General features: G+C 67.7%; 24 protein-coding genes, 1 tRNA gene and 1 pseudogene. 14 read left to right on the top strand and 12 right to left on the bottom strand.

The window, feature by feature from the left end:
* Position 1 precedes the first annotated feature (1 nt).
* The 4 genes and pseudogenes from ACKN61_RS15700 to ACKN61_RS15685 all read right to left on the bottom strand — a co-directional run.
* Positions 2-712 (bottom strand): aquaporin, encoded by a 711-nt coding sequence (locus ACKN61_RS15700; RefSeq protein WP_408950321.1) that lies wholly within the window; start codon positions 710-712, stop codon positions 2-4.
* Entirely contained in the window at positions 709-1,047 is a 339-nt protein-coding gene (locus ACKN61_RS15695) for an arsenate reductase ArsC (RefSeq protein ID WP_408950320.1), read from the bottom strand. Before ACKN61_RS15695 ends, ACKN61_RS15700 begins: the two co-directional genes overlap by 4 nt.
* Positions 1,048-1,114: 67 nt before the next feature.
* Positions 1,115-1,597: an arsenate reductase ArsC gene (locus ACKN61_RS15690; protein WP_408953838.1), complete on the bottom strand. Its 483-nt coding sequence runs from the start codon at positions 1,595-1,597 to the stop codon at positions 1,115-1,117.
* Between the two features lie 222 nt (positions 1,598-1,819).
* Positions 1,820-1,963: pseudogene (locus tag ACKN61_RS15685) on the bottom strand (helix-turn-helix domain-containing protein); the annotation flags it as partial.
* A gap of 109 nt (positions 1,964-2,072) precedes the next feature.
* Between ACKN61_RS15685 and ACKN61_RS15680 the strand changes: the two are divergent.
* The 5 genes from ACKN61_RS15680 to ACKN61_RS15660 are packed head-to-tail and all read left to right on the top strand — an operon-like array spanning position 2,073 to position 6,751.
* Positions 2,073-2,606, top strand: a complete 534-nt coding sequence (locus tag ACKN61_RS15680; RefSeq protein ID WP_408950319.1) for a MarR family winged helix-turn-helix transcriptional regulator — start codon at positions 2,073-2,075, stop codon at positions 2,604-2,606.
* A gap of 41 nt (positions 2,607-2,647) precedes the next feature.
* Complete coding sequence (locus ACKN61_RS15675) at positions 2,648-3,187, top strand: arsinothricin resistance N-acetyltransferase ArsN1 family A (protein WP_408950318.1); 540 nt, start codon at positions 2,648-2,650, stop codon at positions 3,185-3,187.
* An 11-nt stretch (positions 3,188-3,198) separates the two neighbouring features.
* Positions 3,199-4,674, top strand: coding sequence for an FAD-dependent oxidoreductase (locus ACKN61_RS15670; RefSeq protein WP_408950317.1), 1,476 nt, complete (start codon positions 3,199-3,201; stop codon positions 4,672-4,674).
* Complete coding sequence (locus ACKN61_RS15665; RefSeq protein WP_408953837.1) at positions 4,671-5,834, top strand: MFS transporter; 1,164 nt, start codon at positions 4,671-4,673, stop codon at positions 5,832-5,834. The genes ACKN61_RS15670 and ACKN61_RS15665 overlap by 4 nt, the downstream gene beginning before the upstream one ends.
* Positions 5,835-5,857: 23 nt before the next feature.
* Positions 5,858-6,751 (top strand): sterol desaturase family protein, encoded by an 894-nt coding sequence (locus ACKN61_RS15660; protein WP_408950316.1) that lies wholly within the window; start codon positions 5,858-5,860, stop codon positions 6,749-6,751.
* A 194-nt stretch (positions 6,752-6,945) separates the two neighbouring features.
* On the opposite strand, the gene ACKN61_RS15655 is transcribed toward ACKN61_RS15660, so the two are convergent.
* A tRNA-Ala gene (locus ACKN61_RS15655) sits at positions 6,946-7,021 on the bottom strand.
* Positions 7,022-7,086: 65 nt separating this feature from the next.
* Positions 7,087-8,190, bottom strand: coding sequence for a ribonuclease D (rnd, locus tag ACKN61_RS15650; RefSeq protein ID WP_408950315.1), 1,104 nt, complete (start codon positions 8,188-8,190; stop codon positions 7,087-7,089).
* 357 nt (positions 8,191-8,547) lie between these two features.
* On the opposite strand from rnd, the gene ACKN61_RS15645 reads away from it, so the two are divergent.
* Both ACKN61_RS15645 and ACKN61_RS15640 read left to right on the top strand, forming a co-directional pair.
* Positions 8,548-10,272: a formylglycine-generating enzyme family protein gene (locus ACKN61_RS15645; RefSeq protein ID WP_408950314.1), complete on the top strand. Its 1,725-nt coding sequence runs from the start codon at positions 8,548-8,550 to the stop codon at positions 10,270-10,272.
* A gap of 186 nt (positions 10,273-10,458) precedes the next feature.
* Positions 10,459-11,376, top strand: coding sequence for a M48 family metallopeptidase (locus tag ACKN61_RS15640; RefSeq protein ID WP_408950313.1), 918 nt, complete (start codon positions 10,459-10,461; stop codon positions 11,374-11,376).
* Positions 11,377-11,616: 240 nt separating this feature from the next.
* Here the strand turns inward: ACKN61_RS15640 and phbB (ACKN61_RS15635) are convergent, their stop codons facing one another.
* The 4 genes from phbB (ACKN61_RS15635) to gluQRS form a co-directional block, all read right to left on the bottom strand.
* Positions 11,617-12,357: an acetoacetyl-CoA reductase gene (gene phbB, locus ACKN61_RS15635; protein WP_408950312.1), complete on the bottom strand. Its 741-nt coding sequence runs from the start codon at positions 12,355-12,357 to the stop codon at positions 11,617-11,619.
* A gap of 127 nt (positions 12,358-12,484) precedes the next feature.
* On the bottom strand, positions 12,485-12,970 hold the full coding sequence (phaR, locus tag ACKN61_RS15630; RefSeq protein ID WP_036147922.1) for a polyhydroxyalkanoate synthesis repressor PhaR: 486 nt from the start codon (positions 12,968-12,970) through the stop codon (positions 12,485-12,487).
* 347 nt (positions 12,971-13,317) lie between these two features.
* Positions 13,318-14,058 carry an acetoacetyl-CoA reductase gene (gene phbB / locus ACKN61_RS15625; protein ID WP_031370557.1) on the bottom strand — a complete coding sequence of 247 codons (741 nt, stop codon included), beginning with the start codon at positions 14,056-14,058 and terminating at the stop codon, positions 13,318-13,320.
* A 42-nt stretch (positions 14,059-14,100) separates the two neighbouring features.
* Complete coding sequence (gene gluQRS, locus ACKN61_RS15620) at positions 14,101-15,057, bottom strand: tRNA glutamyl-Q(34) synthetase GluQRS (protein ID WP_408950311.1); 957 nt, start codon at positions 15,055-15,057, stop codon at positions 14,101-14,103.
* Positions 15,058-15,240: 183 nt separating this feature from the next.
* Between gluQRS and htpX the strand changes: the two genes are divergently transcribed.
* The gene (gene htpX, locus ACKN61_RS15615; protein ID WP_408950310.1) at positions 15,241-16,155 is read left to right on the top strand and encodes a protease HtpX; all 915 of its coding nucleotides are present in this window, start codon (positions 15,241-15,243) and stop codon (positions 16,153-16,155) included.
* A 181-nt stretch (positions 16,156-16,336) separates the two neighbouring features.
* Here the strand turns inward: htpX and ACKN61_RS15610 are convergent, their stop codons facing one another.
* Complete coding sequence (locus ACKN61_RS15610; RefSeq protein WP_408950309.1) at positions 16,337-18,430, bottom strand: EAL domain-containing protein; 2,094 nt, start codon at positions 18,428-18,430, stop codon at positions 16,337-16,339.
* Between the two features lie 176 nt (positions 18,431-18,606).
* The gene (epmB, locus tag ACKN61_RS15605) at positions 18,607-19,662 is read right to left on the bottom strand and encodes an EF-P beta-lysylation protein EpmB (RefSeq protein ID WP_408950308.1); all 1,056 of its coding nucleotides are present in this window, start codon (positions 19,660-19,662) and stop codon (positions 18,607-18,609) included.
* 259 nt (positions 19,663-19,921) lie between these two features.
* Between epmB and efp the strand changes: the two genes are divergently transcribed.
* The 6 genes from efp to folE2 all read left to right on the top strand — a co-directional run bounded on the left by efp (position 19,922) and on the right by folE2 (position 25,550).
* On the top strand, positions 19,922-20,488 hold the full coding sequence (efp, locus tag ACKN61_RS15600) for an elongation factor P (protein ID WP_031370552.1): 567 nt from the start codon (positions 19,922-19,924) through the stop codon (positions 20,486-20,488).
* Between the two features lie 255 nt (positions 20,489-20,743).
* Positions 20,744-22,084: a TRZ/ATZ family hydrolase gene (locus tag ACKN61_RS15595; RefSeq protein ID WP_408950307.1), complete on the top strand. Its 1,341-nt coding sequence runs from the start codon at positions 20,744-20,746 to the stop codon at positions 22,082-22,084.
* A 202-nt stretch (positions 22,085-22,286) separates the two neighbouring features.
* Positions 22,287-23,084 (top strand): bifunctional 2-polyprenyl-6-hydroxyphenol methylase/3-demethylubiquinol 3-O-methyltransferase UbiG, encoded by a 798-nt coding sequence (gene ubiG / locus ACKN61_RS15590; protein ID WP_408950306.1) that lies wholly within the window; start codon positions 22,287-22,289, stop codon positions 23,082-23,084.
* Positions 23,081-23,782: a phosphoglycolate phosphatase gene (locus ACKN61_RS15585; RefSeq protein ID WP_408950305.1), complete on the top strand. Its 702-nt coding sequence runs from the start codon at positions 23,081-23,083 to the stop codon at positions 23,780-23,782. Before ubiG ends, ACKN61_RS15585 begins: the two co-directional genes overlap by 4 nt.
* Positions 23,779-24,519: a phytoene/squalene synthase family protein gene (locus tag ACKN61_RS15580; protein WP_408950304.1), complete on the top strand. Its 741-nt coding sequence runs from the start codon at positions 23,779-23,781 to the stop codon at positions 24,517-24,519. Before ACKN61_RS15585 ends, ACKN61_RS15580 begins: the two co-directional genes overlap by 4 nt.
* Positions 24,520-24,608: 89 nt before the next feature.
* Complete coding sequence (folE2, locus tag ACKN61_RS15575; RefSeq protein WP_408950303.1) at positions 24,609-25,550, top strand: GTP cyclohydrolase FolE2; 942 nt, start codon at positions 24,609-24,611, stop codon at positions 25,548-25,550.
* Positions 25,551-25,697: the final 147 nt, after the last annotated feature.

Here is a 25,697-nt window from a genome sequence, read left to right as displayed (position 1 = left end):
GCTATCGGGGTTTGAAATCCGTCGGCCTCTCGTCGGCCCTTGCGATCGACATGCCCGCATCGTTGGGCTTGAGCCAATGGGCCACGGCGCAGCCGGCGAGCATGCCGACTAGCTGCGCCAGGACGAACCCCAACACGTCGTCCGGGCGAATGCCCGCGAACGTCTCGGTCAGCGAACGCGCCAGCGTCACTGCAGGATTGGCGAACGAGGTGCTGGCGGTGAACCAGTACGCAGCGAAGATATAGCTCGCCACCAGGGCTGGAACCGCCGTGGGGCGGTGGCGAATGCCCAACAGAATGGTCAGCAGCAAACCGAAGGTGGCAACCGCCTCGCTGATCCACTGGGGCAAGCCGGTGCGGACATGGGTGCCCGGTTGGATCAGGGGAAGATCGAACATGGCATGGGCGAGCAGCACGCCGGCGATCGCAGCGACGATCTGCACGGCTATATAGGCCGCGGTTTCGCCGTTGCGCAACTCGCCGCGCAGACGCATGGCCAAGGTCACCGCGGGATTGAAATGCGCGCCGGAGATCGGCCCGAACAAAACGATCAGCACATACAAGGCGCCTGCGGTCGCAGCGGCATTCGCCAACAGCGCTACGGCGTCGTTTCCATCCGCGAGCGCGACGCCCATGATGCCCGAGCCGACCACCGTGGCCAGGAGCAGGGCGGTGCCGATGAATTCGGCGATCAGTTTGCGCGGCAGGTTCATCGCAGCGCCGCTAGCAGCGATTTTACGCGCGACGAGATGTCATCGCGGACGGAGCGATAGCCGTCGTCGTCCATATGCTTGGGATCGGGCAGGCCCCAGTCTTCGCGATGCTTGGCCGGTATCCACGGACAATCGTCGCCGCAACCCATGGTAATCACGGCATCGAACTCGCCCTCGATGTCGTCGAGCGACTTGGAGGTGTGCGTGGTCAAGTCGTAGCCCAGCTCGGACATGAAACGGATCGCTTTCGGATTGATGACGCCGGAGGGCTTGGAGCCGGCGCTGAAGGCCTCCACGTGCTCGCCGCCGTGGATGTGGGCAAAGGCCTCGGCCATCTGGCTACGGTTGGAGTTTTCGACGCAAACGAACAGAACGCGTTTATTGGGAGTCATCGGGGTCGAATCAGAGGGTGTGGGCGATCTGGCGCAGGTGCTGTTCCTGAGCCAGGCGGTCGAGCTTTTCAAGTGGAAGTGCCAACAACAGGTCGATCCGGCGACGCAAAGTCAGCCAGGTGTTCTTGAATGCGGCGGGGTCGTCGGGCGTGAGCGCTGGGTCGGGCACGCCCCAGTGCGCGGTGGCCGGGTGGCCCGGCCAGATCGGACAAGCTTCGCCGGCTGCGTTGTCGCAGACGGTGATGACGAAATCCATGACCGGAGCGTCGGGGCCGGCGAACTTGTCCCAGCTCTTGGTCCGCAACGCATGGCCGGGGTCCAGGGCCGCGATCAACTGCGCGGCCAGCGGCTGCACGCGATCGGCGGGATGGCTGCCTGCGCTATAGGCGCGGATACGGCCTTTGCTCATGAAGTTGAGCAAGGCCTCGGCCATCTGGCTGCGAGCCGAGTTGCCCGTGCACAGGAACAGAGCGTTATAGGTTCGATCGGTCATGGCGTGGCGGCCGGATTGAAGGGACAAAGACGAGGGGTCGCAGGCGCGCGGAACGCAGACCGGCGCGGGGTCGCAACCGGCGCCGCCGGCGCAGCAGTTCTCGGACAGATACGCCATGAGGGCGTTCATCTGCAGGTAGTTCGCACGTACGCGGATGACACGGCCCTCGCGCTGGTCCTGTACCAGGCCGGCGGCACGCAAGACGTTGAGATGGGCCGTCAAGGTGGCCGGGGGCAGATCCAGGCGCTCGCGCAGTTCACCGACCGACAAGCCATCGGGGCCGGCCTGTATCAGCTGCCGGTAAGCTGCCAGCCGGGACTCGTGGCTGAGGGCTCCAAGGGCGTGAAGGGCGGTCTTTGTCTCCATGATTCCAATATTCCGGAATATTGGAATTAATTTCAATCTTGGGCCGCCGAACGGCTTGACGCGGGTCGGCCGGGCTCCATATAGTTGTGACTAACAACATATTCGTGCCATGGCCAAGACCGTCGCTAAGTCGATCCCCCAAACTTCCGGCCTGCTCAAGGAGGCCGAGGCGTTGCATTCCGCCGTGTCGGACCTGGTTCGGATCTATCAGTTCCGGGACCGCGACAAGATCTGCTGTTACGACATCTCGGTGACGCAGTGCTACGCCCTGGAGACATTGGTGGGCCTTGGGCCGAGCCGAAGCCAAGCGCTTGCCGAGGCGTTGCGGCTGGACAAGAGCACGACGACCCGGGTGGTCGATGCCCTGGTTCGCAAAGGTTATGTCGAACGATTGCCCGATCCGGACGATGCGCGAGCGGTCTCGCTGCGCGTCACCGCCGGCGGGCGCCAATTGTACGAGCGGATCAACAGCGAGCTGATCGCGCAGCAAATGGATTTGATCCGCGACCTCGATCCCGAAGTCTGCACCGCAGCCACCGAAATTCTCCGGCGCCTGGCGCGGGCGGCCCAAGCCCGCTTCGTGTCGGGCGTGAGCGTGGGCGGTTGCGCGCCCGCGTGCGGGACCGACGGGAAGTGCGGCTGAGTTTTTTTGTCTATTTAGTTGTTACTAACAACAGGTGAAATATGATCGAGATTCGCTCTGCTGTTCCCGCCGATGCCTCCGCAATCGCCGCCATCTACAACCAGGGCATCGCCGAACGCTCGTCCACTTTCGAAATCGTCCCGCGCACGGTGGGCGACATCGAACGACGTTTGACCGAAGTCGCGCGTTATCCGCTGCTAGTCGCCACAGACGCTGCAGGAACGGTGATCGGTTGGGCCGGTCTGAGCAACTATCGCCCCCGCGATTGTTATGCCGGCATCGGCGAGTTCTCGGTTTACCTGGACACGGACGCGCGCGGGCGGGGCGTCGGACGCCGGTTGTTGCAGGCCTTGATCGACGTCGCCCGCGAACACGGCTACTGGAAGTTGCTCTCGCGCATTTTTCTTTTCAACACCGCTAGCCGGGCGCTATGCCGCTCGGTGGGCTTCCGCGAAGTCGGGATCTACGAAAGGCACGGTCAGTTGGAGGGCCGCTGGCTCGACGTCGTCATCGTCGAATACCTGATTCCCGTAAGCACCCTCGACACCCGACCGATTGCCGAAGCCGTCGCCACTTGCTGAAGGAGATATCGATGAACCTCGCACTTCCCGTAGTCGTAATCGGTGGCGGCCCGGTCGGATTGGCGGCTGCGGCGCATTTGATCGAGCGTGGACTCACGCCGTTGGTCCTGGAGGCCGGCGATTCGGTCGGCGCTGGCATGCTGCGCTGGGCGCACGTGCGGATGTTCTCGCCGTGGGAGTTCGCGATCGATCGCGCCGCTGCTGCGTTGCTCGCCAAGCACGGCTGGATCGCTCCCGACTTGGCGCAGTTCCCTAGCGGAGGCGATGTCGTCGAGCGTTACCTGAAACCGCTTGCGTCCCTGCCCGCGCTCCTTCCCCACATCCGCACCCAAGCGCGTGTCACTTTCGTGACCAAGCAGCGGCGCGACCGCATGAAGGACACGCAGCGCAACGATGTTCCGTTCCTGGTGCGCTACGTCGATAGGGTGGGCGAGCATGAAGTGCTCGCGCAGGCGGTCATCGATGCGTCAGGCACGATCGACAGCCCCAATCCGATAGGAGCCTCGGGCGTGCCGGCCATCGGCGAAAGTGCGCTACGCGATCGGATCTTCTATGGCATGCCCGATGTGCTGGGCATTCACCGCGAGCGCTACGCCGGCAAGCGGGTGCTGGTCGTCGGCAGTGGCCACTCGGCATTCAACGTACTCAACGATCTGGCACGGTTGGCTCGGCAAGTGCCGGGAACCCGGATCGAATGGGCGGTGCGACGTCCGTCGTTGCGACGCGTGCTCGGCGGCGGCGAACACGACCAACTCAAGGAACGCGGGCGTCTGGGGCTGACCATCGGCAAGCTGGTCGAAGACGGCATGCTGCAGGTGACGACCGATTTCCATCTCGATCGACTTGAGATCACTGGCGACGGCATCGTCGCGCACGGGGATGGCAAGCAAACCCGCCCGGTGGACGAGATTGTCGCGTCGACCGGCTTTCGCCCGGATCTCGGCATCCTGTCGGAACTGCGCATAGCCTTGGATCCCGGTACCCAGGCCCCGGTCGCGTTGGTGCCGTTGATCGATCCGAACCTGCATAGCTGCGGCAGCGTGCGGCCGCACGGCGCCGAAGAGCTCAAGCATCCGGATGCGGGCATTTATATCGTGGGCATGAAAAGCTACGGGCGCGCACCGACCTTCCTGCTGCTGACCGGCTACGAGCAAGTGCGCTCGGTCGTCGCCGCGATCGCGGGCGATTGGGAGGCGGCACGACGTGTCGAACTGGTGCTCCCGGAAACCGGCGTGTGCGTCACCCAGTTCGCGGAAGAGGATGCCGCCGAAACGAAAAGTTCCTGCTGCGGTCCAGCGCCCGTCGCGAATGCATCCGCCGTTGAATCTCAAGCCGCCGGCGGTTGTTGCGGCGGCCCCGCGCCAGACGATGCCGATGCCTGCTGCGTCCGCGATGCGCAAGCCAAGGCCGAAGGCGAATCCGGCTGCGGCTGCGCAAGCGAGCCTGCCGTCGCGGTCGAATCCCGTGCGGTGGCGTGCTGCAAATGAAGGCGATGCCGGCTCCCGTGCGTCGCGCGGTCTGGGTATTGGGGGCGTGCCAATGCGTGCTGTGGGGCGTGCTGTACTACAGCTTCTCGGTACTGCTGGTGCCGATGGAGTCGGCGCTCGGTCTGTCGCGCATGGCGGTCGCCGGCGCTTTCTCGATCGGCCTGGGAGCAATGGCGCTGTCGGCGCCGTGGATCGGTCGGTGGCTGGATGAAGGGCATGCCTTGAGCCTTACGCGCACGGGCATCGGCCTGGCGTTGTTCGGATTGCTCGTAGTGGCGAACACACAGGGGCCGCTGACGCTGTATCTGGGCTGGCTCAGTGTCGGTATCGCGATGGCGGCACTGCTGTACGAGCCCGCGTTCGTGCTGGTGATTCGGGCGGTCTCCGACGAGGGGCATCGCTTGCGCGCTCTTGCGGCGGTGACCGTATTCGGCGGACTGGCGAGCACTATTTTCCTGCCCTTGCTCTCCATGCTGATCGAACATCGGGACTGGCGTGTAGCGGTGCTGGCCTGCGCGGCAGCGGTGGCGCTGGTCGCATGGGTGATGGAGCGCCACGTCATTCCCGGACTGCCGCCGGCTTATGCGATGCCGGTCAGGAAACGTGCGCACAGGCCGGACTGGCCGCCGCACCTGGGCAAACTGGTGACGATCTTCGCTTCCGGGACCTTGGCCAGTATGGCGCTGACCACGTTGCTGATTCCCTTGCTGATGGAACGCGGCGCCTCGGCTTTGATCGCGGCGCTGGTGCTCGCGGCACTGGGGATCGCGCAACTGCCCGGTCGCGTTTGGCTGCTTCGGGGGAGCGGCCCAGTGTCCGCACACGTCATGAAGAGCGTTCCGATCGCGTTGCAAGTGCTGGGATTGGCCGGGGTGGTCGCGGCGCGCGCGCCCGCATGGGTGGCCGCTGGGGTCGCCGTGTTCGGATTGGGTGCGGGATTGCAGACGCTGGCCCGGCCATGGCTCGTGCAGGCCTTGTATGGCGCGGCGGATGCCGGCCGATGGAACGGGGAGGTCGCGCGCATGCAGGGGTTCATCCGTGCAGCCGGACCGGTCGGCGCGGTTGCCCTGGCATGGGTGGGAGGGGCCACGCTCGCGCTCTCGATCGCAGCGGGCCTGCTGCTGCTCACGTTGCTTATCGCGCGGCGTCTGCCGGCCTAAGCGTGTTCTCAAGGAAGACACGGATGAAACGCTTGATCTCGCGATACCTGCTGGCCACGACGGTGATCGGCAACATGACGCTGTTCTTTCTAGCGCGAAAGTTCGGCTGGAACCTGGAGTTGGCGGTGCTGCTGGGTGCCTTGGGCAGCTTCGCGGCGGCATGGGGATTGGAGCGTGTACTACCGCACGAGCGGCGATGGCTCGGCAAAGGCGCCGACATCGCTGTCGATCTGACCAGCGCCGTCGTCGTCGTGGCGATCGTCGATCCTCTGCTCAAGTTCGCCGGTCCGGTGTTGGCGGTCGCAGTCTGGCGGATGTTCGGAGGGGGCAGTGCGCTTGCGGACTGGTTGGCCGCCCAGGCCTTCGTTCCGCAATTGCTTGCCGTCGTGATGTTGAGCGAACTGGGTCGGTACTGGGCGCACCGTTGGCACCACACACTCGGATGGCTATGGAAGCTGCATGCGCTTCACCACAGCAGCGAGCGTTTGTACGCCCTCAACAATTTTCGCTTCCACCCGCTCAATTATCTCAACAACTTTCTTTTGGGCGTGTTCCCGCTAATGCTGCTGGGCGTACCTGCGGACGTCATGCTCGGTTACCTGGCCCTGAGCCAGCCGGTGCTGATGCTTCAACATGCCAATCTGGACCTGCGCAGCGGCTGGTTGAACTACGTGTTCAGTACCAACGAGGTGCATCGATGGCATCACTCCAGCACGCCATCCGAGGCGAACCGGAACTACGGTTATACCCTGGTACTTTGGGACCACGTCTTCGGGACCTTCCATTACCTGCCGTGCGACAACGCGCCGCGCCGGATCGGATTGTTCGCCGAAAACAGCGACTATCCCGCTAGCGGTAGTTACCTGACCCAATTGACGCAGGCCTTCAAACCCGGTTGTTGCCGGTTGTATGGATGAACTCGGATCTCGGCCTGATCGTCGACGAGGCAGCGGCGGCAGCGCGCTGATGCGGCAATGCAGGCGCGTCGGCGGGCGTCGTCGATACGGTTCATGCGAATCCTCGCCCGGATCGGTCGCGCGATTCGCCTGCGTCTGCGCGGTACTCACGAAAAAGCCGGCACTGGGCCGGCTTCGTCGTACGCTGGTATTCATGGTGGAGCGGAGGAGGATCGAACTCCCGACCTTCGCATTGCGAACGCGACGCTCTCCCAGCTGAGCTACCGCCCCACTTCGGGGATCGAGTGTAGCGGGCCGGGCTGGGGGGCGCTAGTCCTTGCGCTTGGTTCTTCGGTCTAGTTCTGCTGGGCCAGCAAGGGGGCGAGGTCGGGCTCCAGTGCGGCGCGGCGCCAGCCGGACAGGGCGTCGGGCCAGTCGCCGTGGTCGAGCAGGGCTTCGAGCCAGCGGCGCGAAGCGAGTACGCCGTCGGGCAGGCCAAGGGCGGCGCTGCGGGTGGCCACGGCTTCCTGCAGTTGGCGCAGGCGCTGTTTGTCGCGGGTTTCGGCGACGCCGGCGTCGGGAGTCTGGTCTTCGTCGGCCAGCTCGGTGTTCAGTGCGGCCCAGATGGCATCGCCGAGTTTGCGTGGGGCTTTGGGGTGGGCGTCGAGCTGTCGCTGCAGGGCATCGCGGTCGGCCGGGACCTGGCGCGCGATCGAGACGGCAAGTTCGTTGTCGAGGATCCAACTGCGCGGGCGGTCGCTGTCGCGCGCGTAGGCGTCGCGCCAGCGCAGCAGGCGTACCAGGCGGCGTTGCGCAGGCGCGTCGAGGAACTGGGCGCTGCGCATCGACAAATGCGGCCAGCGTTCCGGGGCTTCGTTTTCGGCATTGAAGACGGTGCGGGCGGCATCTTCGTCGAGCCAGACGCGGCGGCCGAGCGGGGCGAGCAGGCCGTCGAGGGCGTCGAGCATGGCGAACAGGTGGCGCACGTCGTCGGCGGCGTATTCGAGCTGCGACGGCGAGAGCGGGCGGCGCATCCAGTCCGAGCGAGTCTCGCCCTTGGCCAGGGCCACGCCGGTCAGTTGCTCGACCAGCTTCTGATAGCCCAGGCCGCTGCCGATGCCGGCCAGGGCCGCGGCCTGCTGGGTGTCGAACAGCGGCTTGGGCACCACGCCGCAGGCGTGCTTGAAGGCGACCAGGTCCTCGCTCGGGCTGTGCACGATCTTGAGGATGGCCTCGTCGGCGAGGATCGGCGCCAGCGCTTCGGCGATGCCGGGGCGCAACGGATCCACCAGCAGGATCGTCGGTTCGTCCCCGTCGGCGCTTTCGATCGCGATCTGCACCAAGGCCAACTGCGGCCAGTAAGTGCGTTCGCGGATGAATTCGGTGTCCAGCCCGATGCGTTCGGGCTTGACCTCGAAATGCGCTTGCAGCGCGGCGGGGGTGTTGATCCAGACGGGCATGTTTCGGTTCTTTCGCGTGGCCGGCGTCGAGGTTGCCGGGGCGGGCGACAATAGCCTACTTTTCGCGGCGACGCGTCGCCGCGGGTGCGCGGCGGCTTAGGCCGGCCAGAGCAGGCAAGCCATGGACAAGGCGAAGCCCGGGACGAACCGCCCTCTGCAGGGTCACCACATTGCCTGAACATGGGGCCGCGGTCGAAGCGATATGCTGCGTCCCATCGATCGCCAAGACGGTTCCGGAGAGGTTGCAGGTTGCGCGCATTGATGTGGTCAGGCATCGCCGCGATAGGGCTGCTGGTCGGGTGCACCGATCGGGGCGGTAAGGCGTCGTCGCAGGATGGCGGCGCGCGCGCGCCGATCGTGACGATCAGCGCCGACCAGGCGGTGTCGCCGGTGCCGCCGTGGCGGGCGCCGGCCATCGCGGTTACGGCCGAGAACCTGGACGACTTGAACAAGCGCGGCGAGGCGGCGCTGGCCGCCGGCCGGCTGCATGCCGACGCCGATTCGGCGATCCCGATCTATCTGGCCCTGCGCGCCTACGCGCCGGACGACCGCCGTTTCGCCAAGGGGCTGGACAAGGCCGTGGCGCTGTTGCTGGTCGAAGGCGACACGGCGTTGAAAGGCATCGACGACGAGCCCTTGTCCCTGCGCGGCGCCCACGAGGCGGCCGCAGTGGCGCGCGTGGCGGCACCCGAGCATCGCAAGGTGGTGGCCTATCTGGAACGCGTCGACCGCGCCGACCAGGCCCAGGAGGCCAACCGCCTCGGCGAGGACGACTTGAACGCCGGCCGCGTCGGCGAGAACGGCAAGGGCGGGGCGTTGGCGCGGTTCCGCGAGGCCTTGGAACTGCGGCCGAACGATGCGCGCGCCTTGCAGGGCATCGCCGCGGCCGAAAGTGCGCTGATCCGGCGCGCCGAACTCGCCGCCGACCGCGACGATTACGCCGGCGCCGCGCGCTGGCTCGCGGCGGCGGCGCAGGTCCGGCCCAAGTTCGATACCGCGTCCACCGCCCAGGCCCGCATCGCGGCGCAGCGGCGGGCGCGGATCGGCGGCCTGCGCGACCAGGGCATCGCCGCGCTGCCGAAGTTCGGCGGCATCGACGTCGCCCGCGGGCATCTGGCGACCTTGCTGCGGATCGCCCCGGCCGGCGACCCGGCCGCGGCCGAACTGCGCGAGCGCATCGAGCTGGCGACCCATTACGGCTTGTTCCGCCCCGGCCAGGTGTTCACCGATGCGATGAACCTGGGCGGGCGCGGGCCGGCGATGGTGGTAATTCCCCACGGTGCGTTCCGCATGGGCGCCGAGCCCAGCGAGGCCGGGTCCAGCGATGCCGAGCGGCCGACCCGCAACATCCGCTTCGAGCGCGGCGTGGCGATGTCGCGCTACGAGATCACCGTCGGCGAGTTCCGCCGCTTCATGAATTCGACCAAGCACCGCGCGCGCGCGGCGCGGCGCGGCTATTCCACCGCCTACGACGAACGCAGCGGCAACCTGGTGCGGCGCGGCGGGGTCGACTGGCGCTCCGACTACGCCGGCAACCCGGCCGCCGACAACTTGCCGGTGGTGCACGTCAGCGCCAAGGACGCGGTGGCCTATGTCGAGTGGTTGTCGGCGATCACCGGCCAGCGCTACCGGCTGCCGAGCGAGGCCGAGTTCGAGTACGTGCTGCGTGCCGGCAGCCAGGGCGCTTATCCCTGGGGCGACGGCTCGCCGCCGGCGCGGGTCGGCAACCTCACCGGCAGCCTCGACGCGTCGCCGAGCCGGCGCCATTGGCGCAACGCCTTTCAGGGCTTCGGCGACGGCGCCTGGGGGCCGATGCCGGTCGGCAGCTACGCGCCTAATGCATTCGGTCTTCACGACATGGCCGGCAATGTCAGCGAGTGGGTAGCCGATTGCTGGCACGACAACTACCGCCGCGCCCCGCGCGACGGCGCGGCCTGGTTCAATCCGGGCTGCCGCACGCGGGTGCTGCGCGGCGGTTCCTGGTCGAGCTCGCCGGCGCAGTCGCGCGCGGCATGGCGGCAGGGCACCAGCGCGGACACCACCAACGGGCGGCTCGGGTTCCGGATCGTGCGGGAAATCTGAGATCGATCGGTTTGGGTTGGTCAGTTTGAGTTGATCGGTTTGAGTTGGGTGGGCGCGGACCCGCGACTGGGTTCATGATGGAATCGCGCCGCTCGCAGGAGGCAGGCGGATACGGTGGTTGCGGCTTCGGCCGCGGCCGGCAATCAACGGATCGGGCCTGGGCCCGTGGCAGTGGGGAGTGTGGACATGAGGATCGATCCCATGGGTGGCGCGAGTCGGCCGCGACGCGGCTTCGGCGGGTTCCGTTGGTGGATCCTGGTCCTGTTCGCGATCTACGCGGCGTGGTCGTGGTTCGGCAGCGCCCAGACCGACCCTTACACCGGCGAAAAGGCCCATTACGGCACCACCGCCGACGAAGAAATACAGCTCGGGGCGCAGGCGTTCCAGCAGGTGCTGGGCGACGCCAATGCGCAACGCGCGTTGCTGCCGGACAACGCACCGCAGAGCCAGGGCGTGCGCGAGATCGCCCAGCGCCTGATCAGCAAGGTGCCGCAGGTGACCGAGTCCTTGGCGGCCAGCAATGGCCAGACCGCGCCGACCGACTACCGCAACTTCCAATGGAACGTGGCGGTGATCAACTCGCAGGAGGCCAACGCCTTCTGCCTGCCCGGCGGCAAGATGGCGGTCTACACCGGTTTGTTCCCGGTGACCCAGAACAACGACGCCTTGGCGGTGGTGATGGGGCATGAGATCGCCCACGCGCTGTTGCGCCACGGCTCGCAGCGCATGGCCCAGCAGAAGCTGGTGCAGATGGGCCAGATCGCCGCGGGCATGGCGGTCGGCGGCATGGACCCGCAACAGCAGCAGATGGTGATGGGCGCGCTCGGCGCCGGCGCGCAGTACGGGCTGGTGCTGCCGTACGGGCGCAATCACGAAACCCAGGCCGATCAGGTCGGCTTGATGCTGGCGGCGGCGGCCTGTTACGACCCGCGCCAGGCGATACCGTTGTGGGAGCGCATGGCGCAGCTCGGCGGCGGCCAGCGCCCGGCGGAGTTCGCCTCGACCCATCCGGATCCGGCCAACCGCATCCAGACCTTGCAGGCGTTGATGCCGAAGGCGCTGCAGTTCTATCAAGCCAATTGCGCGAGTCGGCCGTTGCGTTGAGGGAAGAGCAACAGCAACAGCAACAGCAAATCCCCCCTGGCCCCCCTTTTACAAAGGGGGGAACAGCACGGGCGAAGAGGGGTTGTTTGCTGCGACTTCGCCAGCCATAAAAAAACCGCCGAGAGGCGGTTTTTTTGTTGCGGCGCCAGCTTCGGGTCTGCAGCCTTTCCCGATTCCCGATTCCCGATTCCCGATTCCCGATTCCCGATTCCCGATTCCCGATTCCCGATTCCCGGCCCCTCAGAAACTCATGAACAGCCCGCCGTTGACCGGGATGTTGGCGCCGGTGATGAAGCCGGCGTCGTCGGCGGTCAGGAACTCGACGGTGCGGGCGATTTCGCTGGGCTTGCCGAGGCGGCCCACCGGGACGCTGTCGACGATGCGGCTGCGGATGTCTTCGGGCACGGCCATGACCATCGCCGTCTCGCAGTAGCCGGGCGAGACCGAGTTGACGGTGACGCCCTTGCGCGCCACTTCGCGCGCCAGGGCCATGGTGAAGCCGTGCATGCCGGCCTTCGCCGCCGAGTAGTTGGTCTGGCCGAACTGGCCGGTCTGGCCGTTGACCGAACTGATGTTGACGATGCGGCCGAAGCCGCGCTCGGTCATGCCGTCGACGGCGTGGCGGCACAGGTTGAACACGCCGTCGAGGTTGACCCCGAGCACGTCGTCCCAGGCGCGCTTGTCCATCTTGCGCAGGCTGCCGTCGCGGGTGATGCCGGCGGCGTTGACCAGGATGTCGATGCCGCCGTCGTCGCCGACGATGCGTTCGATCGCTGCGCCGCAGTCGTCGTAGTCGGCGACGTTGGCCGCTTCGAAGCGGATGTCGAGCTCGCGGGTGAGCTCGGCGAATTCGGCGATGCGTTCCTCGCGCGTGCCCAGGTCGAGGGCGACGACGCGGCGGCCGGCACGTGCCAGCGACAGGCAGATCTCGGTGCCGAGACCGCCGATGCCGCCACTGACGACGGCGATGCGTTTATTCATGGAGTTTCATCTCATGCGAAAGGCGCGGTGCATGCACGCACCCGGGCCGTCCCCCGACGGCCCGACAAGAAACCACGCGCCGCGACCGCGACAGGCGGTCAAGCGGCGCGCAACAAAAAAGCGCGGCTCAACGCTCGCGCTTGTCGGTCTTCTGCTTCGGCGTCGTGGGCTGGCCTACGTTGCCGGACAGGTTCTGCTGGAACTCTTTCCACAAGGTCAGATTGCGTTCGGTGAGCTGGTTCATCATCGCCCAGGGCGTCTGCCCGAGCATGCCGCCCATCTGGTTGCGGAACTGTTGCTGCTGATCGAGGAACACCTGCATCGAGCGTTCCAGATAGTTGCCCATGAAGCCCTGCAGCGAGTCGCCGTAGAACCGGATGATCTGGCTCAGCAACTGGGTGGAGAGCACCGGCTCGCCGTCTTGCTCGTGTTCGGAAATGATCTGCAGCAGGACCTGGCGGGTCAGGTCGTCGCCGGAGCGCGCATCGCGGACTTCGAATTCTTCGCCATCGACGATCAACTGCCGTACGTCTTCGATGGTGATGTAGCTGGAGATCTCCGTGTCGTACAGACGACGGTTCGGATACTTCTTGATAATTCGGGTCGAGGCCATGGAGCTTTGGCTCTAAAACGTGGTGCCTTGCAGCATGGCTCAGGGCGCAAGGGCTTGCAACAGGTACGGCGCTCCGGCGTCGACCGGCCGTCGCGGAGCCTGCACGCGCGAGGTTTCGGCGGCCTGGGCGTAGCCGCGGAGGCCGGTTGCAGGGGCGGCGAAGGCTGTCGGCTACGGCGAGTGCGCGGCGCGGCCGCGGCGGTGTTGCGTCGAAGCGGGCAGGCCGGGCCGATCGCGCGCCGCAGCCGGAGACCCTGAACAGGTCTCCGGTGAGGCGAAGGCTTTCATTGCCCGGCTTTTACCAAGCCGGGCTGTTACCAACCCCGGCTGTTATCAGGCCCTCGCTGTTACCAGCCCATGTACTGGCCGCCGTTGGCGGACAGGTTCGCGCCGGTGATCCAGCTGGCTTCGTCGGGGATGAAGAAGCTGACCGCATACGCGATTTCCTCCGGCGTGCCGAGGCGGCCGGTCGGGATCTGGGCGACGATCTTGTTGCGCACGTCCTCGGGCACGGCCATCACCATGTCGGTGCCGATGTAGCCCGGCGAGACGGTGTTGACGGTGATGCCGAACTTCGCGTTTTCCTGCGCCAGCGAAATCGTGAAGCCGTGCATGCCGGCCTTGGCCGCGGCGTAGTTGGCCTGGCCGTACTGGCCCTTCTGGCCGTTGATCGAGCTGATCTGCACGATCCGGCCCCACTTGCGCTCGCGCATGCCCTCGATCACCGGGCGGGTGACGTTGAAGCAGGAGTTGAGGTTGGTGCCGATGACGTCGCTCCATTGCTGCGAGGTCATGCGGTGGAAGGTGGAGTCGCGGGTGATGCCGGCGTTGTTGACCAGGATGTCGACCGGGCCGATCTGGCGCTCGACGTCGCGGACCAGGGCTTCGGCCTGCTCGGGAGAGGACACGTCGCCGCTGGCGATCGCCACGTCGATGCCCAATTCCTTCATCTGCGCCTGCCAGGCGCGCCCTTTGGCTTCGTCTCGAAAATTGGTCGCTACCTTGTGGCCCATCTTGGCGAGGCGTTGGACGATCGAGGTGCCGATGCCACCGGTACCGCCGGTGACGAGTGCAACGCGTGACTGCATCTGTACTCTCCTTGACCGCGACCGCGCGGTCTCGGACCGATTCTAGACAGCATTCGTCAAAGGATCGTTGTGCATCGCGGCGAGAGCCTTAGCACATTTCGGAATCTGTGCCGGACTAAACGAAACCTGTGCGCGTTCGAGCAGTTCCGTGACAGTCGCTACCGCGTCCAGGGCCTGCGGATCCTGGCCGAGGCCGCGCCAGGCGGCGCGCAGCGCGGGCAGGGGATCGGCCGCGTCGACCGGCTGGGCGGCATCGGACTTGGACAGCTTGCGGCCCTGCGCGTCGAGCAGCAGCGGCAAATGTGCGTAGCGCGACGTCGGCAGGCCGAGCGCGGCCTGCAGGAGGATCTGGCGCGGCGTCGAGTCGAGCAGGTCGGCGCCGCGCACGATGTCGCTGATGGCTTGCGCGGCGTCGTCGACCACGACCGCGAGTTGGTAGGCCCAGTAGCCGTCGGCGCGGCGCAGGACGAAGTCGCCGACCTCGCGGGCGACGTCCTGCGACTGCGCGCCGAGGACAGCGTCGTCGAAGCCGGCTATGGCGCCGTCGGCGACGCGCAGGCGCACCGCCGCCTGCGGCGCAGCGCGGCCGTGGCGCGGTGCGTGGGCGACGCAGCGGCGATGGATGCCGTGGTTCGCCGCCAGGTCGCTGCGGCTGCAATGGCAGAAGAAGGCGCGGCCCTCGTCGAGCAGGCGGTCGAGCGCGGCTTGGTAGAGCGCGCCGCGCGCGCTTTGGCGCACGATCGGCTCATCGCTGTGCAGGCCGAACGCAGCCAAGGTGCGTAGCTGCCGCTCGGCCGCGCCGGGAACTTCGCGCGGCGGGTCGAGGTCTTCGATACGGACCAGCCAGGTGCCGCGATGATGGCGCGCGAGCAGCCAACTGCCGAACGCGGCCAGCAGCGAACCCGGATGCAGGTCGCCGGTCGGCGAGGGCGCGAAGCGGCCCCGGTACGGCGTGTCCGCCCGGTCAGGCGAAGCGGTCGGTGAAGGATGTCCGGACAATGAACGAGCGCTCCGGCTGGGACGGGTTATGGCGGGATTCTCGTTGAATTAACGGTGGTTTCGCCACATTTGACCAGTGCGGCGATCGCGCCGCACACGAGGACAGGCGGCGACCACGCCGCATTGGACAGGGACGTCGACTGAAGCCGCGCACGGTGCGCGGCAAGACAGAGCCGTACGACCATGTTCAAACGCATAGCCCTTTTCCTGGCCACCAACCTGGCCGTGCTGATCCTGCTCGGCATCGTCATGTCGGTGCTGCAGAACGTCTTCGGCATCCGCCTGGGCAACAACGGCGGCATCCTGGTGATGGCCGCGGTATTCGGTTTCGGCGGCTCGCTGATTTCGCTGCTGATGTCGAAGTGGATCGCCAAACGCACCACCGGCGCCCAGGTGATCGAACAGCCGCGCACCGAGACCGAGCAGTGGCTGGTCGCGACCGTGCGCCGCCAGGCCGAAGCGGCCGGTATCGGCATGCCCGAGGTGGCGGTCTACGACGCCCCGGAGATCAACGCCTTCGCCACCGGCGCCAACCGCAACGCAGCCTTGGTCGCGGTGTCGACCGGGCTGATACGGGCGATGAGCCGCGACGAAGCCGAAGCGGTACTCGCCCACGAGGTCAGCCACGTCGCCAACGGCGACATGGTGACGATGGCCTTGATCCAGGGCGTGCTGAACACCTTCGTGCTGTTCGCCGCGCGCATCGTCGGCGGTTGGATCGACGCGATGCTCGGTGGCCAGCGCGAGTCGCGCGGCCCGGGCATCTTCTACTTCGTGGTGGTGATGGTGCTGGACGTGGTGTTCGGCCTGATCGCCAGCATGATCGCGATGGCGTTCTCGCGTTACCGCGAGTTCCGCGCCGACGCCGGCGGCGCCCAGCTCGCCGGCCGCCACAAGATGATCGCGGCGCTGCAGCGTCTGTCGCAGACCTACGGCCAGAGCACCTTGCCGAACCAGGTGCAGGCCTTCGGCATCAGCGGTGCGGTGGGGCATGGGTTGTCGCGCCTGATGCGCAGCCATCCGCCGCTGGAAGAGCGCATCGAGGCGCTGCGCAATGCGCCGGAACAGCGTCCGAGCGGCCGCGCGGTGGTGCGCTGAGGTTGCGGGGAAGAGCAGCAGCAAATCCCCCCTGGCCCCCCTTTTCCAAAGGGGGGAACGGCAAAGGCAGAGACGCTGTCGGCTGATGCCACCAACAAAAAACCGCCTTTCGGCGGTTTTTTGTTGCGGCGACTGGCTCGGTTATTCAGCCTTTCCCGATTCCCGATTCCCGATTCCCGAACTACTGGAAGTCGTAATCCATGTCCGGCCCGGCGGCGGCCAGGAAGTGGCCCTGGGCGTAGTCGATGCCGGCACCGAACAGCAGACTCATGCTGGCGGCGTCCTGGACGAACTCGGCGATGGTCTGCCGGCCCAGTTCGCGCGCCTTTTCGGCGATTTCGCGCACGCGCTGCTGGTGTTCGGGATTGGCGGTGAGGTCGACCATGTAGCCGCGGTCGATCTTGAGGAAGGCCGCGTCGAAATGGTTGAGCAACTGGAACGAGTTGAGGCCGGCGCCGAACTGTTCCAGGCCGACGCGCACCCCGTACTGGGAGACGCGCGACTGCAGCTCCTGGGCGGCACGCAGGTTGGTGAAGACCTTGGACTCTGGCAGTTGCAAGACCAGAAGCTTGCCGTCGGCGCCGTGCTTGGCCAGTTGATCGACCACGTGCTGCAACAGGCTTTCGTCCTGCAGCGAGGCCTGGGTGATCTTGACCAGCAAGGTGGTGCGCTTGCCCTGGCGCATGCGTTCGCCGATGACCTGGATCGCCTTGCCGACGACCCAGCGGTCGATCTCCCACAACAGCCCGTGTTCTTCGGCGATCTGCAGGAACGACAGCGGCTGCACCAGTTCGCCGCCGGCCTCGCCGGAGGGGCTGTTCTGCATGCGCAGGTAGGCCTCGTACATCTCCATCGGCTCGCCGTGCAGATTGATCAGCGGCTGGTAGTTCATGACGAAGCGGTCGGCGTCGAGGGCGTCGCGGATGCGTCCGACCCAGGCGGCGATGCGTTCTTCCTCGGCCCGGTCGGCTGCGCCCGGGTCGAACAACTCGGTGCGGTTGCCGCCGACGTCGCTGGCCGACTGCAGGCACTGGCTGGCCTTGCCGAGCACCGCGGTGATGCTGGCGATCTTCTCGCCGATCTGCACGCCGCCGACGCTGGCGGTGGCGCTCAGCGACAGGCTGTCGGTCTCCAGCACGTGGTCGGCGAACGCCGCGCGGATGCCTTCGGCCAGGTTGGAGGTGTGCATGTGGTCGCTGTGCCGGGTCAGCACCGCGAACTGGTGCTCGCCGAACCGCGCGGCGATGTCGTCCGGGCCGATCGCCGCGCGCAGGCGCTCGCCGCAGGCGGCGATGAGCTGGTCGGCCTGGTCCAGGCCGATTTCCTGCAGCAGCTGGTTGTAATGGTCGGGTTCGAGCAGCAGCAGGCCGTGGTGGGCCGAGTTCTGCGCCGCGTCCGACACCGCGTCTTCGAGCGCGCGCAGGAAGGTGGCGCGGTTGAGCAGGCCGGTGACCTGGTCGCGCTGGCGCAGCGCTTCCACTTCGCGGGCGAGCTCGGGGTCGATCTCCTGGCGGCGCAGCACCACCTGCAGGCAGTGTTCGCCCTCATAAGTGGCCGCGGTGAATTCCATGACCGCCGGGAAGGCGTTGCCGTCGAGCGCGCGGGCCTGGGTCTCGTAGCTCGGCGGCGGCGGTTCGCCCTTGCTGAGCTGCTTGAGCAATTGCTTGAAGCCGTCGACCTGGGACGGCGCGACCAGGTCGAGCAGGGACATGCCTTCGATGTCGTCGAAGGACTCGAAACCGAAGATTTCCAGGTACGCGGCATTGGCACGGATGTGCATGCCTTCGTGGATGTAGGCGATCGGATCGCGCGAGGAGTCGATCAGCGCGTCGCAGCGGCGTTCGGTCTCGCGCACCTGGGCCTCGAGGCGCCGCAGCGAGCGGCGCGCTTCCAGGTCGGCCCATTCGGCGCGCACCGCGTTCTGGACGTGGGCGACGTTCGAGCGCAGCACCACGCCGCGCGCACCGATCTCCAACGCGCCGAGCAGGGCGGCGTCGTCGATCGATTCCAACAGCACCAGCACCGGCAGGTCTTTGCCGCTGGCGTCGACGCTCTGCATCAACTTGGCCAGCGAGACGTTGCGCGAGTTGCGCGCCGCCAGCACCAGGTCCGGTGGATGCTGCAGGATCAGTGCGGCGACTTCCTGTTCGTTTTCCGGCCGTGTCGGCCGTACCGCGATGCCGCTGTTGCGTAGCCCGCTGACGATGGCCTCCGCCGCCTCGACGCTGTCGTCGACGATCAACAAGCGCAGCACCATGTCTTTGCCGAATTGCATTGACCACCTCCGTGGGCCGGTTTTATGACATGAAGCGCCGGCCTCGTCCATGCAAGGTCGAGAATCTGTGACCCGTTGAGGAGTTCGATCGCGCCGCGGACGTACGCCGCGGGCGCATCTGCGTCCGCGTACGGTTCCTCGGCGTTCCCCAATCAAACCCCAACCAGATTACAACCTTACAACGGACGCTTGCCCGGGTCGCCTGCCACTTCTCGCACCAACTTGGGCACCAGGTAGCCCGACAGGCGCGCGGCCAGCTGCCGGTGCAGGGCGCGGGCGCGCTCGTCGCCGACCTCGAAATGGGCCGAACCCTGCACCCGGTCGAGCTGGTGCAGGTAGTAGGGCAACACGCCGGCGGCGTAGCTGCGCTCGCTCAGCGCGGCCAGGGCCTCGACGCTGTCGTTGACGCCGCGCAGCAACACCGCCTGATTGAGCAAGGTCGCGCCGCTGGCGCGCAGGCGGCGCGCGGCCGCCTCGACCTCGGCGTCGAATTCGTTGGCGTGGTTGGCGTGCAGCACCACCGCGACCGGCCACGGCAGGCGTTCGAGCCAGGCCTGCAGCGCGGTGTCGACGCGCTCGGGCAGGACCACCGGCAGGCGGGTGTGGATGCGCAGGCGCTTGAGGTGCGGGACCTGGGCCAGGGCCTCGGTCAGTTCTTCGAGCTTCGGGGTGGCCAGCGACCAGGGGTCGCCGCCGGACAGGATGACCTCGTCGATGCCGGCGTCGGCGCCGATCGCGGCGACCGCGTCGCGCCAGCCCCCGGCCGCGGCGGTTTCCTCGGCATAGGGGAAGTGACGGCGGAAGCAGTAGCGGCAGTGGATCGCGCAACTGCCGGTGGCGATCAGCAGGGCGCGGCCGTTGTACTTGCGGATCACGCCATGCCCGGCCTTGGCCGCGCCGTCGCCGACCGCGTCGAGGCTGAAACCCGGCATCGGCCGCATTTCCTCGTCCAGCGGCAGGACCTGGCGCAGCAGGGGGTCGTTCGGGTCGCCGTGGCGCATGCGGGCGACGAAGCCGCGCGGCACCCGCAGCGGGAACTGCGCGGCGGCGGCATCCGACAGCGCCAGGGCCGCATCGGACAGGCCAAGTAGGGCCAGCAGCTCGCGCGGGTCGCGCACGGCGTCGCGCCACAGCGCCTGCCAGCGCGCGCCGGCGGCCGGCGGCGTCGGGCCGACGGCTGCGGATGCGGGCGAGGGGGCCTGCTGTAAGGAGGCTTGAGCAGCGGGTATCATGCGGGGCTAGCCTTCAGGGTTCCGATTACGGCGCCCGGGTCCCGCCGCCGCGGTGAATCGCAGCGGATGGGCCGGCGCAGCCCGACATTCTAGCCTTCCGCCGCCACAGGCAGGTCCCGGTTTCGCGGACGCCTGGGCCCGTCGCAGGCCGGCCCGGGATCGCGCCGGACGACGGCCGCGGCCACCGCCGACCCGCCCGGTGCGGGGGTGACCGGAACCCAATCGCAACGCCACACTCATTATTCGCAGGAGTTTCAGCATGGCCAGCTATGGCATGAACGACGTCAAGAACGGGATGAAGATCCTCGTCAACAACGAGCCTTGCGTCATCACCGATACCGAGTACGTCAAGCCGGGCAAGGGCCAGGCCTTCACCCGCGTGAAGTACCGCAACATCAAGACCGGCCGCGTGGTCGAAATGACCATGAAAGCGACCGACGACCTCGAAGCCGCCGACGTCATCGACACCGACATGCAGTACCTCTATAGCGACGGCGAGTACTGGCACTTCATGAACCAGGAAAGCTTCGAGCAGGTCCAGGCCGACAAGTCCGGCATGGGCGGCGCGGAAAAGTGGCTCAAGGGCGAGGAAGCCTGCGTGGTGACCTTGTGGAACGGCGTGCCGATCATGGTCCAGCCGCCGAATTTCGTCGAACTGAAGATCGTCGAGACCGACCCGGGCGTGCGCGGCGACACCTCGGGCGGCGGCGGCAAGCCGGCGACCCTGGAAACCGGCGCGGTGGTGCGCGTGCCGTTGTTTGTCAGCCAGGACGAGATCATCAAGGTCGACACGCGTTCGGGCGAGTATTTCAGCCGCGCGAAGTAAGCCTGTTGCGAACCGTGGCCGCTGCGGCGGCCGCGGTCTGGCCGCGGCGCCTTCCGGCGCCGGCCAGGCGCCGGGCCGGCCGCTTGCGGTCGTCATCGGCAAAGAAAGCATGATGTAACCCCGCCGGCCCACAATCGGTGCCGGTACAGCCGCAACCGCGGGCGCGCAGCGCCCCGGTCGGCGCCATGCCGCCGGCCTGGCGGCCACCACCGGAGCCTGCCGGGCCGGTGCCCACAGCCTCACGAGCGAGCGCATATGACCCACGAACATCCGCCCATCGCCTGCGACCTGTTGATCGAAGCGGGCTGGGTGGTGCCGGTCGAACCGCATGCGGTGGTGCTCGAGGACCATGCCGTGGCGATCAAGGACGGCGTCATCGTCGGCCTGCTGCCGAGCGCCGAAGCGCGCACGCGCTACGCCGCCGCGCAGACGGTGTCGCGGCCCGAGGCCGCGTTGATCCCGGGCCTGGTCAACGCCCATACCCACAACCCGATGACCCTGCTGCGCGGGATCGCCGACGATCTGCCGCTGATGGAATGGCTGCAGGGCCACATCTGGCCGGTCGAAGGCGCGGTGATCGGGCCGGAGTTCGTCGAGGACGGCATCACCCTGGCGATCGCCGAGATGCTGCGCGGCGGCACCACCTGCGCCAACGAAAACTATTTCTTCCCCGATGTGCAGGCCGCGGTCTACAAGCGCCACGGTTTCCGCGCCCGGGTCGGCCTGCCGGTGATCGATTTCCCGACCGCCTGGGCCAAGAGCTCCGACGAATATTTCGACCGCGCCGGCGAAGTGCACGACCTGTGGCGCGACGATGCGCTGGTCGCGACCACGTTCGCGCCGCATGCGCCGTACACGGTGAGCGATGCGAACTTCGAGCGCATCCGCATGCTCGCCGACCAGCTCGACCTGCCGATCCATCTGCACACCCACGAGACCGCGCAGGAAGTCGCCGACTCGATCAAGTTGCATGGCCAGCGCCCGTTGGCGCGCCTGGACCGGCTCGGCTTGGTCACCGATCGCCTGATCGCGGTGCACATGACCCAGCTCACCGACGCCGAGATCGCCCTGTGCGCCGAGCGCGGCGTCAGCGTGGTGCATTGCCCGGAATCCAATCTCAAGCTGGCCTCGGGCTTCTGTCCGGCGTGCAAGCTCGATCAGGCCGGGGTCAACCTGGCGATCGGCACCGACGGCTGCGCCAGCAACAACGACCTCGACATGTTCGGCGAGACCCGCACCGCGGCGTTCCTGGCCAAGGCGGTCGCCAACGACGCCTCGGCCCTGGATGCGTTCAAGTCGCTGCGCGCGGCCACCCTCGGCGGCGCCAAGGCGCTCGGCTTCGAAACCAAGATCGGTTCGATCGAGATCGGCAAGCAGGCCGATCTGGTCTGCGTCGACCTCGGCCAGCTCGAAACCCAGCCGGTGCACCACGTGGTTTCGCAGTTGATTTACGCGACCGGCCGTCACCAGGTCAGCGATGTCTGGATCGCCGGGCGCAGCAAGCTGCGCCAGCGCGAGCTGATCGACATGGACACCGCGGCCCTGGTCGCGAACGCCCGGCAATGGCGCGAACGCATCGCGACGATCCGGCGCTGAGCGCGATCGCTGCGACGCGATCGCCACCGGGCGCTGTCGCCGTGCGCTTGCGCGGCCTCGACGGCGCATCGGCGGCGCTTGCTTCACACTATCGATCCACACGCCGCGGGCACGGCCCGCGCCACGCCGGACCGACCCTCGCACGCGCATCGCGCGGGCAGGGCGCTCCGCAACGATCCGCAGCAATGACGGGCAGGAAGTCATGAGCGCAGCCAATTCGACCCCGCACACTCCCTCCGACACGTCCGAGGGCGCAAGCACCGCGGCCGAGCACGACGGCGCCGCGGCCGAGCACAATAATTTCAGCCAGGCCGAACTCGACAAGTTCGGCGCCCTGGCCAATCGCTGGTGGGACCCGGAAGGCCCGCAGAAGGCCTTGCACGCGCTCAACCCTGCGCGCCTGGGTTACGTCGCCCAGCGCGCGAATCTGCGCGATGCGCAGGTGCTCGACGTCGGTTGCGGCGGCGGTCTGCTCAGCGAAGCGCTGGCCGCGGCCGGCGCGCGGGTCACCGCGATCGATCTGGCGCCGGAATTGATCAAGGTCGCCAAGCTGCATCGCCTGGAGACTGGCGTCGCCATCGACTACCGCCTGCAGCCGGCCGAGAGCCTGGCCGAGGAAATGCCGGGCCGCTTCGATGCGATCACCTGCATGGAGATGCTCGAACACGTGCCCGATCCGGCCGCGGTGGTGCGCGCCTGCGCGCGCCTGCTCAAGCCCGGCGGGCGCCTGTTCCTGTCGACTCTCAACCGCACCCCGGCGGCGTTCGCGCTGGCCATCGTCGGCGCCGAATACGTGGCGCGGGTGCTGCCCAAGGGCACCCACCAGTACCGCGATTTCATCAAGCCGTCCGAACTCGCCGCCTGGTTGCGCGAGGCCGGCCTGCGGATGGAGGACGTCAGCGGCCTGATGTACGAGCCCTGGCGCAACGCGGCGCGGGTGATCTCGCGCACCGACGTCAACTACCTGGCCTGCGCGCTGAAGCCGGAGCTCGACGCATGACCGCTGCTTCGCTCGGCCAGGCCGACGCACGCGCCTTTCCGAAGGCGGTGCTGTTCGATCTCGACGGCACCTTGCTCGACAGCGCGCCGGACATGCTGGCCGTCGCCAACCGCATGCGCGCCGATCGCGGCCGCGACCCGATCAGCCTCGACCTTTTGCGCCCGCATGTGTCGAAGGGTTCGCGGGCGATGATCGGCGCGGCCTTTCCCGACATCGACGCCGGCGAGCGCGATGGCTGGGTGCAGGAATTCCTCGACCTTTACGAAAACGAACTCGGCCTGCACGGCGCGCCGTTCGAGGGCATCGAAGCGATGCTGGCCGCGCTGGAAGCGGCCGGCTGCGTCTGGGGCATCGTCACCAACAAACCCGAATACCTCGCGCGCAAGCTGATCCCGCTGCTGGGTTGGCAGACACGCTGCGCGGTGCTGATCGGCGGCGACACCCTGGCGGTGCGCAAGCCCGATCCGCTGCCGCTGACCCATGCCGCCGAATTGATCGGCATGCGTCCCGGCGATTGCATCTACGTCGGCGACGACGAGCGCGACATCGTCGCCGCGCGCGCCGCCGGCATGGCCTCGGTGGTGGCGCTGTGGGGCTATCGCCTGGCCGAGGACGACCCGATCGCCTGGCAGGGCGACGTGCTGGTCGAGTTGCCTTCGAGTTTGAGCGAGCCAGGCGCATGGCCGGCGACGCGATGACCGCAGCGGCCGCCGCCGAACGCGACGACGCGCTGGAAGACTTCACCGGCAAGTGGCGCGCGCGCTGGCCGGAATGGTCGGTGGCCGAAGTGTTCGTGCCGCGCGCGCAGCGCGGCACCGCGGTGGCCTGGGCGAGCCTGCAGCAGGAACTGACCGACGCCGCCTGGGGCGGCAGCGATGCCGCGCCCGGCGAAGCCAAGCTCGGCTGGTGGATCGAAGAACTGCAGGGCTGGAGCCAGGGGCGCCGCCGGCACCCGCTCGGTTTGGCCTTGCAGCGGCAAGCCGCGCCGTGGAAGGCGCTGGCGGTGATGCTGCCGTCGCTGCGCGACAGCCGCGAACGCCCGGGCGACCGCAACGAGGCCTTCGAGGCCTTGACTCCGCTGGCCGAGGCCATCGGCGCCATCGACCTGGCCCTGTTCGGGCCGGTGCCGGGGCAGTTGGCCGAAGCGGCGGTGGCGCCGATCCTCTCGTCGCTGCTGGAAGCGCGCCTGGTCCTGCAGGGCGATGCGGCGGTGCCGCTGAGCGTGGTCGCGCGTAGCATGGCGCGCCCGGGCGAGGGCGCGGCGGCCGAATGGAGCCGCGAACTGCTGGCCCAGTGGCCGGCCCGCGGCGGCTCGACCGTGCCGCGGCGCTTGTGGACGGCCCTGGCCCATACCCGCCTGCAACGCGGCGACGCGGCCCGGCCGCTGTCGCCGTGGACGGCCTTGCTGGCGGCCTGGCGCGGCGCCCGCAACTGACCGTTGCAGGGCCGGGCAGGGGGCGCCCGGCCCCCTGCGGCTAGAATGGCGGCGTTGCGTTCCCCCCACGCGCCCCCATGTCTGCCGTCGTGAATCCTCCCAAGACCCCCTCCGCACTCAAGCCCGTCCTGCCCGATGTCGCCTTCGACGCCGCCGCCGCGGCGCGACCGCTCGACTGGGTCGGGATGTCCAACATCGCCTTGCCGCTGCGGATCGCCGCGGCCGACGGCAGTTCCATCCAGGTCGCGGCCTCGGTCGACGTCTCGGTGAATCTGCGCGACGCCGACGCGCGCGGCATCCACATGTCGCGCATGTACCTGCATCTGCAGAACGCCTTCGCCAGCGAGACGGTGACCCCGGCCGGCCTGCGCCGCGTGCTGCAGAGCCTGGTCGACGGCCAGGGCGGCATTTCCAGCGCCGCGCGCCTGGTCCTGCGCTACGAGCAGTTGCTGCTGCGTCCCGCGCTCGCCAGCCACAACGCCGGCTGGAAGCGCTACCCGGTCGAGATCGACGCGCACCTGCTCGACGGTCACCTGCACCTGGGTCTGCGTTTCGCGGTCGAGTACTCCAGCACCTGTCCGGCCTCGGCGGCGCTGTCGCGCCAGCTCAACGCCGAACGCTTCGCCGACGACTTCGCCGCCGCCCATCCGCTGTCGACCGCGGTGGTCAGCGATTGGCTGGCGTCCGAACGCGGCCTGGCGGCGACGCCGCACGCCCAGCGCAGCCGCGCCGACGTCCGCGTCGAACTGCGTCCGGCTTTCGACGAAGTCCCGCTGGTGGCCCTGATCGACGCGATCGAACACGCCCTCGGCACGCCGGTGCAGACCGCGGTCAAGCGCGAGGACGAGCAAGCCTTCGCCCGTCTCAACGCCGAAAACCTGATGTTCTGCGAAGATGCCGCGCGCCGTGTCGCCGCCGCCTTGTCGCACGACAAGCGCATCGAACGTTTCGACGCGCAGATCGCTCACTTCGAAAGCCTGCACGCGCACGACGCCGTCGCCCGGGTCACCGGGCAGGGCGCCCGCGACTGAGGCTGCGACGCGGCGATGTCCTACGGATAGTCGGCATCGCGGCGACGTAACGGACGTGTAGCATCTTCTCCGAGCCGCGGCAGGATCGCTGCGGCAATGCATGGAGGCGTGTGCGAGTGCACAGATTCGAGGCCCAAACCGTGACGG

Origin of the sequence: Lysobacter sp. Hz25 (genome assembly GCF_046097045.1) — a bacterium.
Lineage (GTDB): Bacteria > Pseudomonadota > Gammaproteobacteria > Xanthomonadales > Xanthomonadaceae > Lysobacter > Lysobacter antibioticus_B.
The sequence above is the reverse complement of the archived record's forward strand: the minus strand, read 5'-3'. Positions and strand labels throughout refer to the sequence as shown.

Coding starts and splice junctions, on each gene's coding strand:
- ACKN61_RS15670 (WP_408950317.1), top strand. CDS start 3,199: ATGAACCTCGCACTTCCCGTAGTCGTAATCGGTGGCGGCCCGGTCGGA.
- phbB (WP_031370557.1), bottom strand. CDS start 14,058: ATGCAGTCACGCGTTGCACTCGTCACCGGCGGTACCGGTGGCATCGGC.
- ACKN61_RS15660 (WP_408950316.1), top strand. CDS start 5,858: ATGAAACGCTTGATCTCGCGATACCTGCTGGCCACGACGGTGATCGGC.
- efp (WP_031370552.1), top strand. CDS start 19,922: ATGGCCAGCTATGGCATGAACGACGTCAAGAACGGGATGAAGATCCTC.
- htpX (WP_408950310.1), top strand. CDS start 15,241: ATGTTCAAACGCATAGCCCTTTTCCTGGCCACCAACCTGGCCGTGCTG.
- ACKN61_RS15680 (WP_408950319.1), top strand. CDS start 2,073: ATGGCCAAGACCGTCGCTAAGTCGATCCCCCAAACTTCCGGCCTGCTC.
- rnd (WP_408950315.1), bottom strand. CDS start 8,190: ATGCCCGTCTGGATCAACACCCCCGCCGCGCTGCAAGCGCATTTCGAG.
- ACKN61_RS15665 (WP_408953837.1), top strand. CDS start 4,671: ATGAAGGCGATGCCGGCTCCCGTGCGTCGCGCGGTCTGGGTATTGGGG.
- epmB (WP_408950308.1), bottom strand. CDS start 19,662: ATGATACCCGCTGCTCAAGCCTCCTTACAGCAGGCCCCCTCGCCCGCA.
- phaR (WP_036147922.1), bottom strand. CDS start 12,970: ATGGCCTCGACCCGAATTATCAAGAAGTATCCGAACCGTCGTCTGTAC.
- phbB (WP_408950312.1), bottom strand. CDS start 12,357: ATGAATAAACGCATCGCCGTCGTCAGTGGCGGCATCGGCGGTCTCGGC.
- ACKN61_RS15585 (WP_408950305.1), top strand. CDS start 23,081: ATGACCGCTGCTTCGCTCGGCCAGGCCGACGCACGCGCCTTTCCGAAG.
- ACKN61_RS15610 (WP_408950309.1), bottom strand. CDS start 18,430: ATGCAATTCGGCAAAGACATGGTGCTGCGCTTGTTGATCGTCGACGAC.
- ACKN61_RS15700 (WP_408950321.1), bottom strand. CDS start 712: ATGAACCTGCCGCGCAAACTGATCGCCGAATTCATCGGCACCGCCCTG.
- ubiG (WP_408950306.1), top strand. CDS start 22,287: ATGAGCGCAGCCAATTCGACCCCGCACACTCCCTCCGACACGTCCGAG.
- ACKN61_RS15690 (WP_408953838.1), bottom strand. CDS start 1,597: ATGACCGATCGAACCTATAACGCTCTGTTCCTGTGCACGGGCAACTCG.
- ACKN61_RS15675 (WP_408950318.1), top strand. CDS start 2,648: ATGATCGAGATTCGCTCTGCTGTTCCCGCCGATGCCTCCGCAATCGCC.
- ACKN61_RS15580 (WP_408950304.1), top strand. CDS start 23,779: ATGACCGCAGCGGCCGCCGCCGAACGCGACGACGCGCTGGAAGACTTC.
- ACKN61_RS15695 (WP_408950320.1), bottom strand. CDS start 1,047: ATGGCCGAGGCCTTTGCCCACATCCACGGCGGCGAGCACGTGGAGGCC.
- ACKN61_RS15640 (WP_408950313.1), top strand. CDS start 10,459: ATGAGGATCGATCCCATGGGTGGCGCGAGTCGGCCGCGACGCGGCTTC.
- ACKN61_RS15595 (WP_408950307.1), top strand. CDS start 20,744: ATGACCCACGAACATCCGCCCATCGCCTGCGACCTGTTGATCGAAGCG.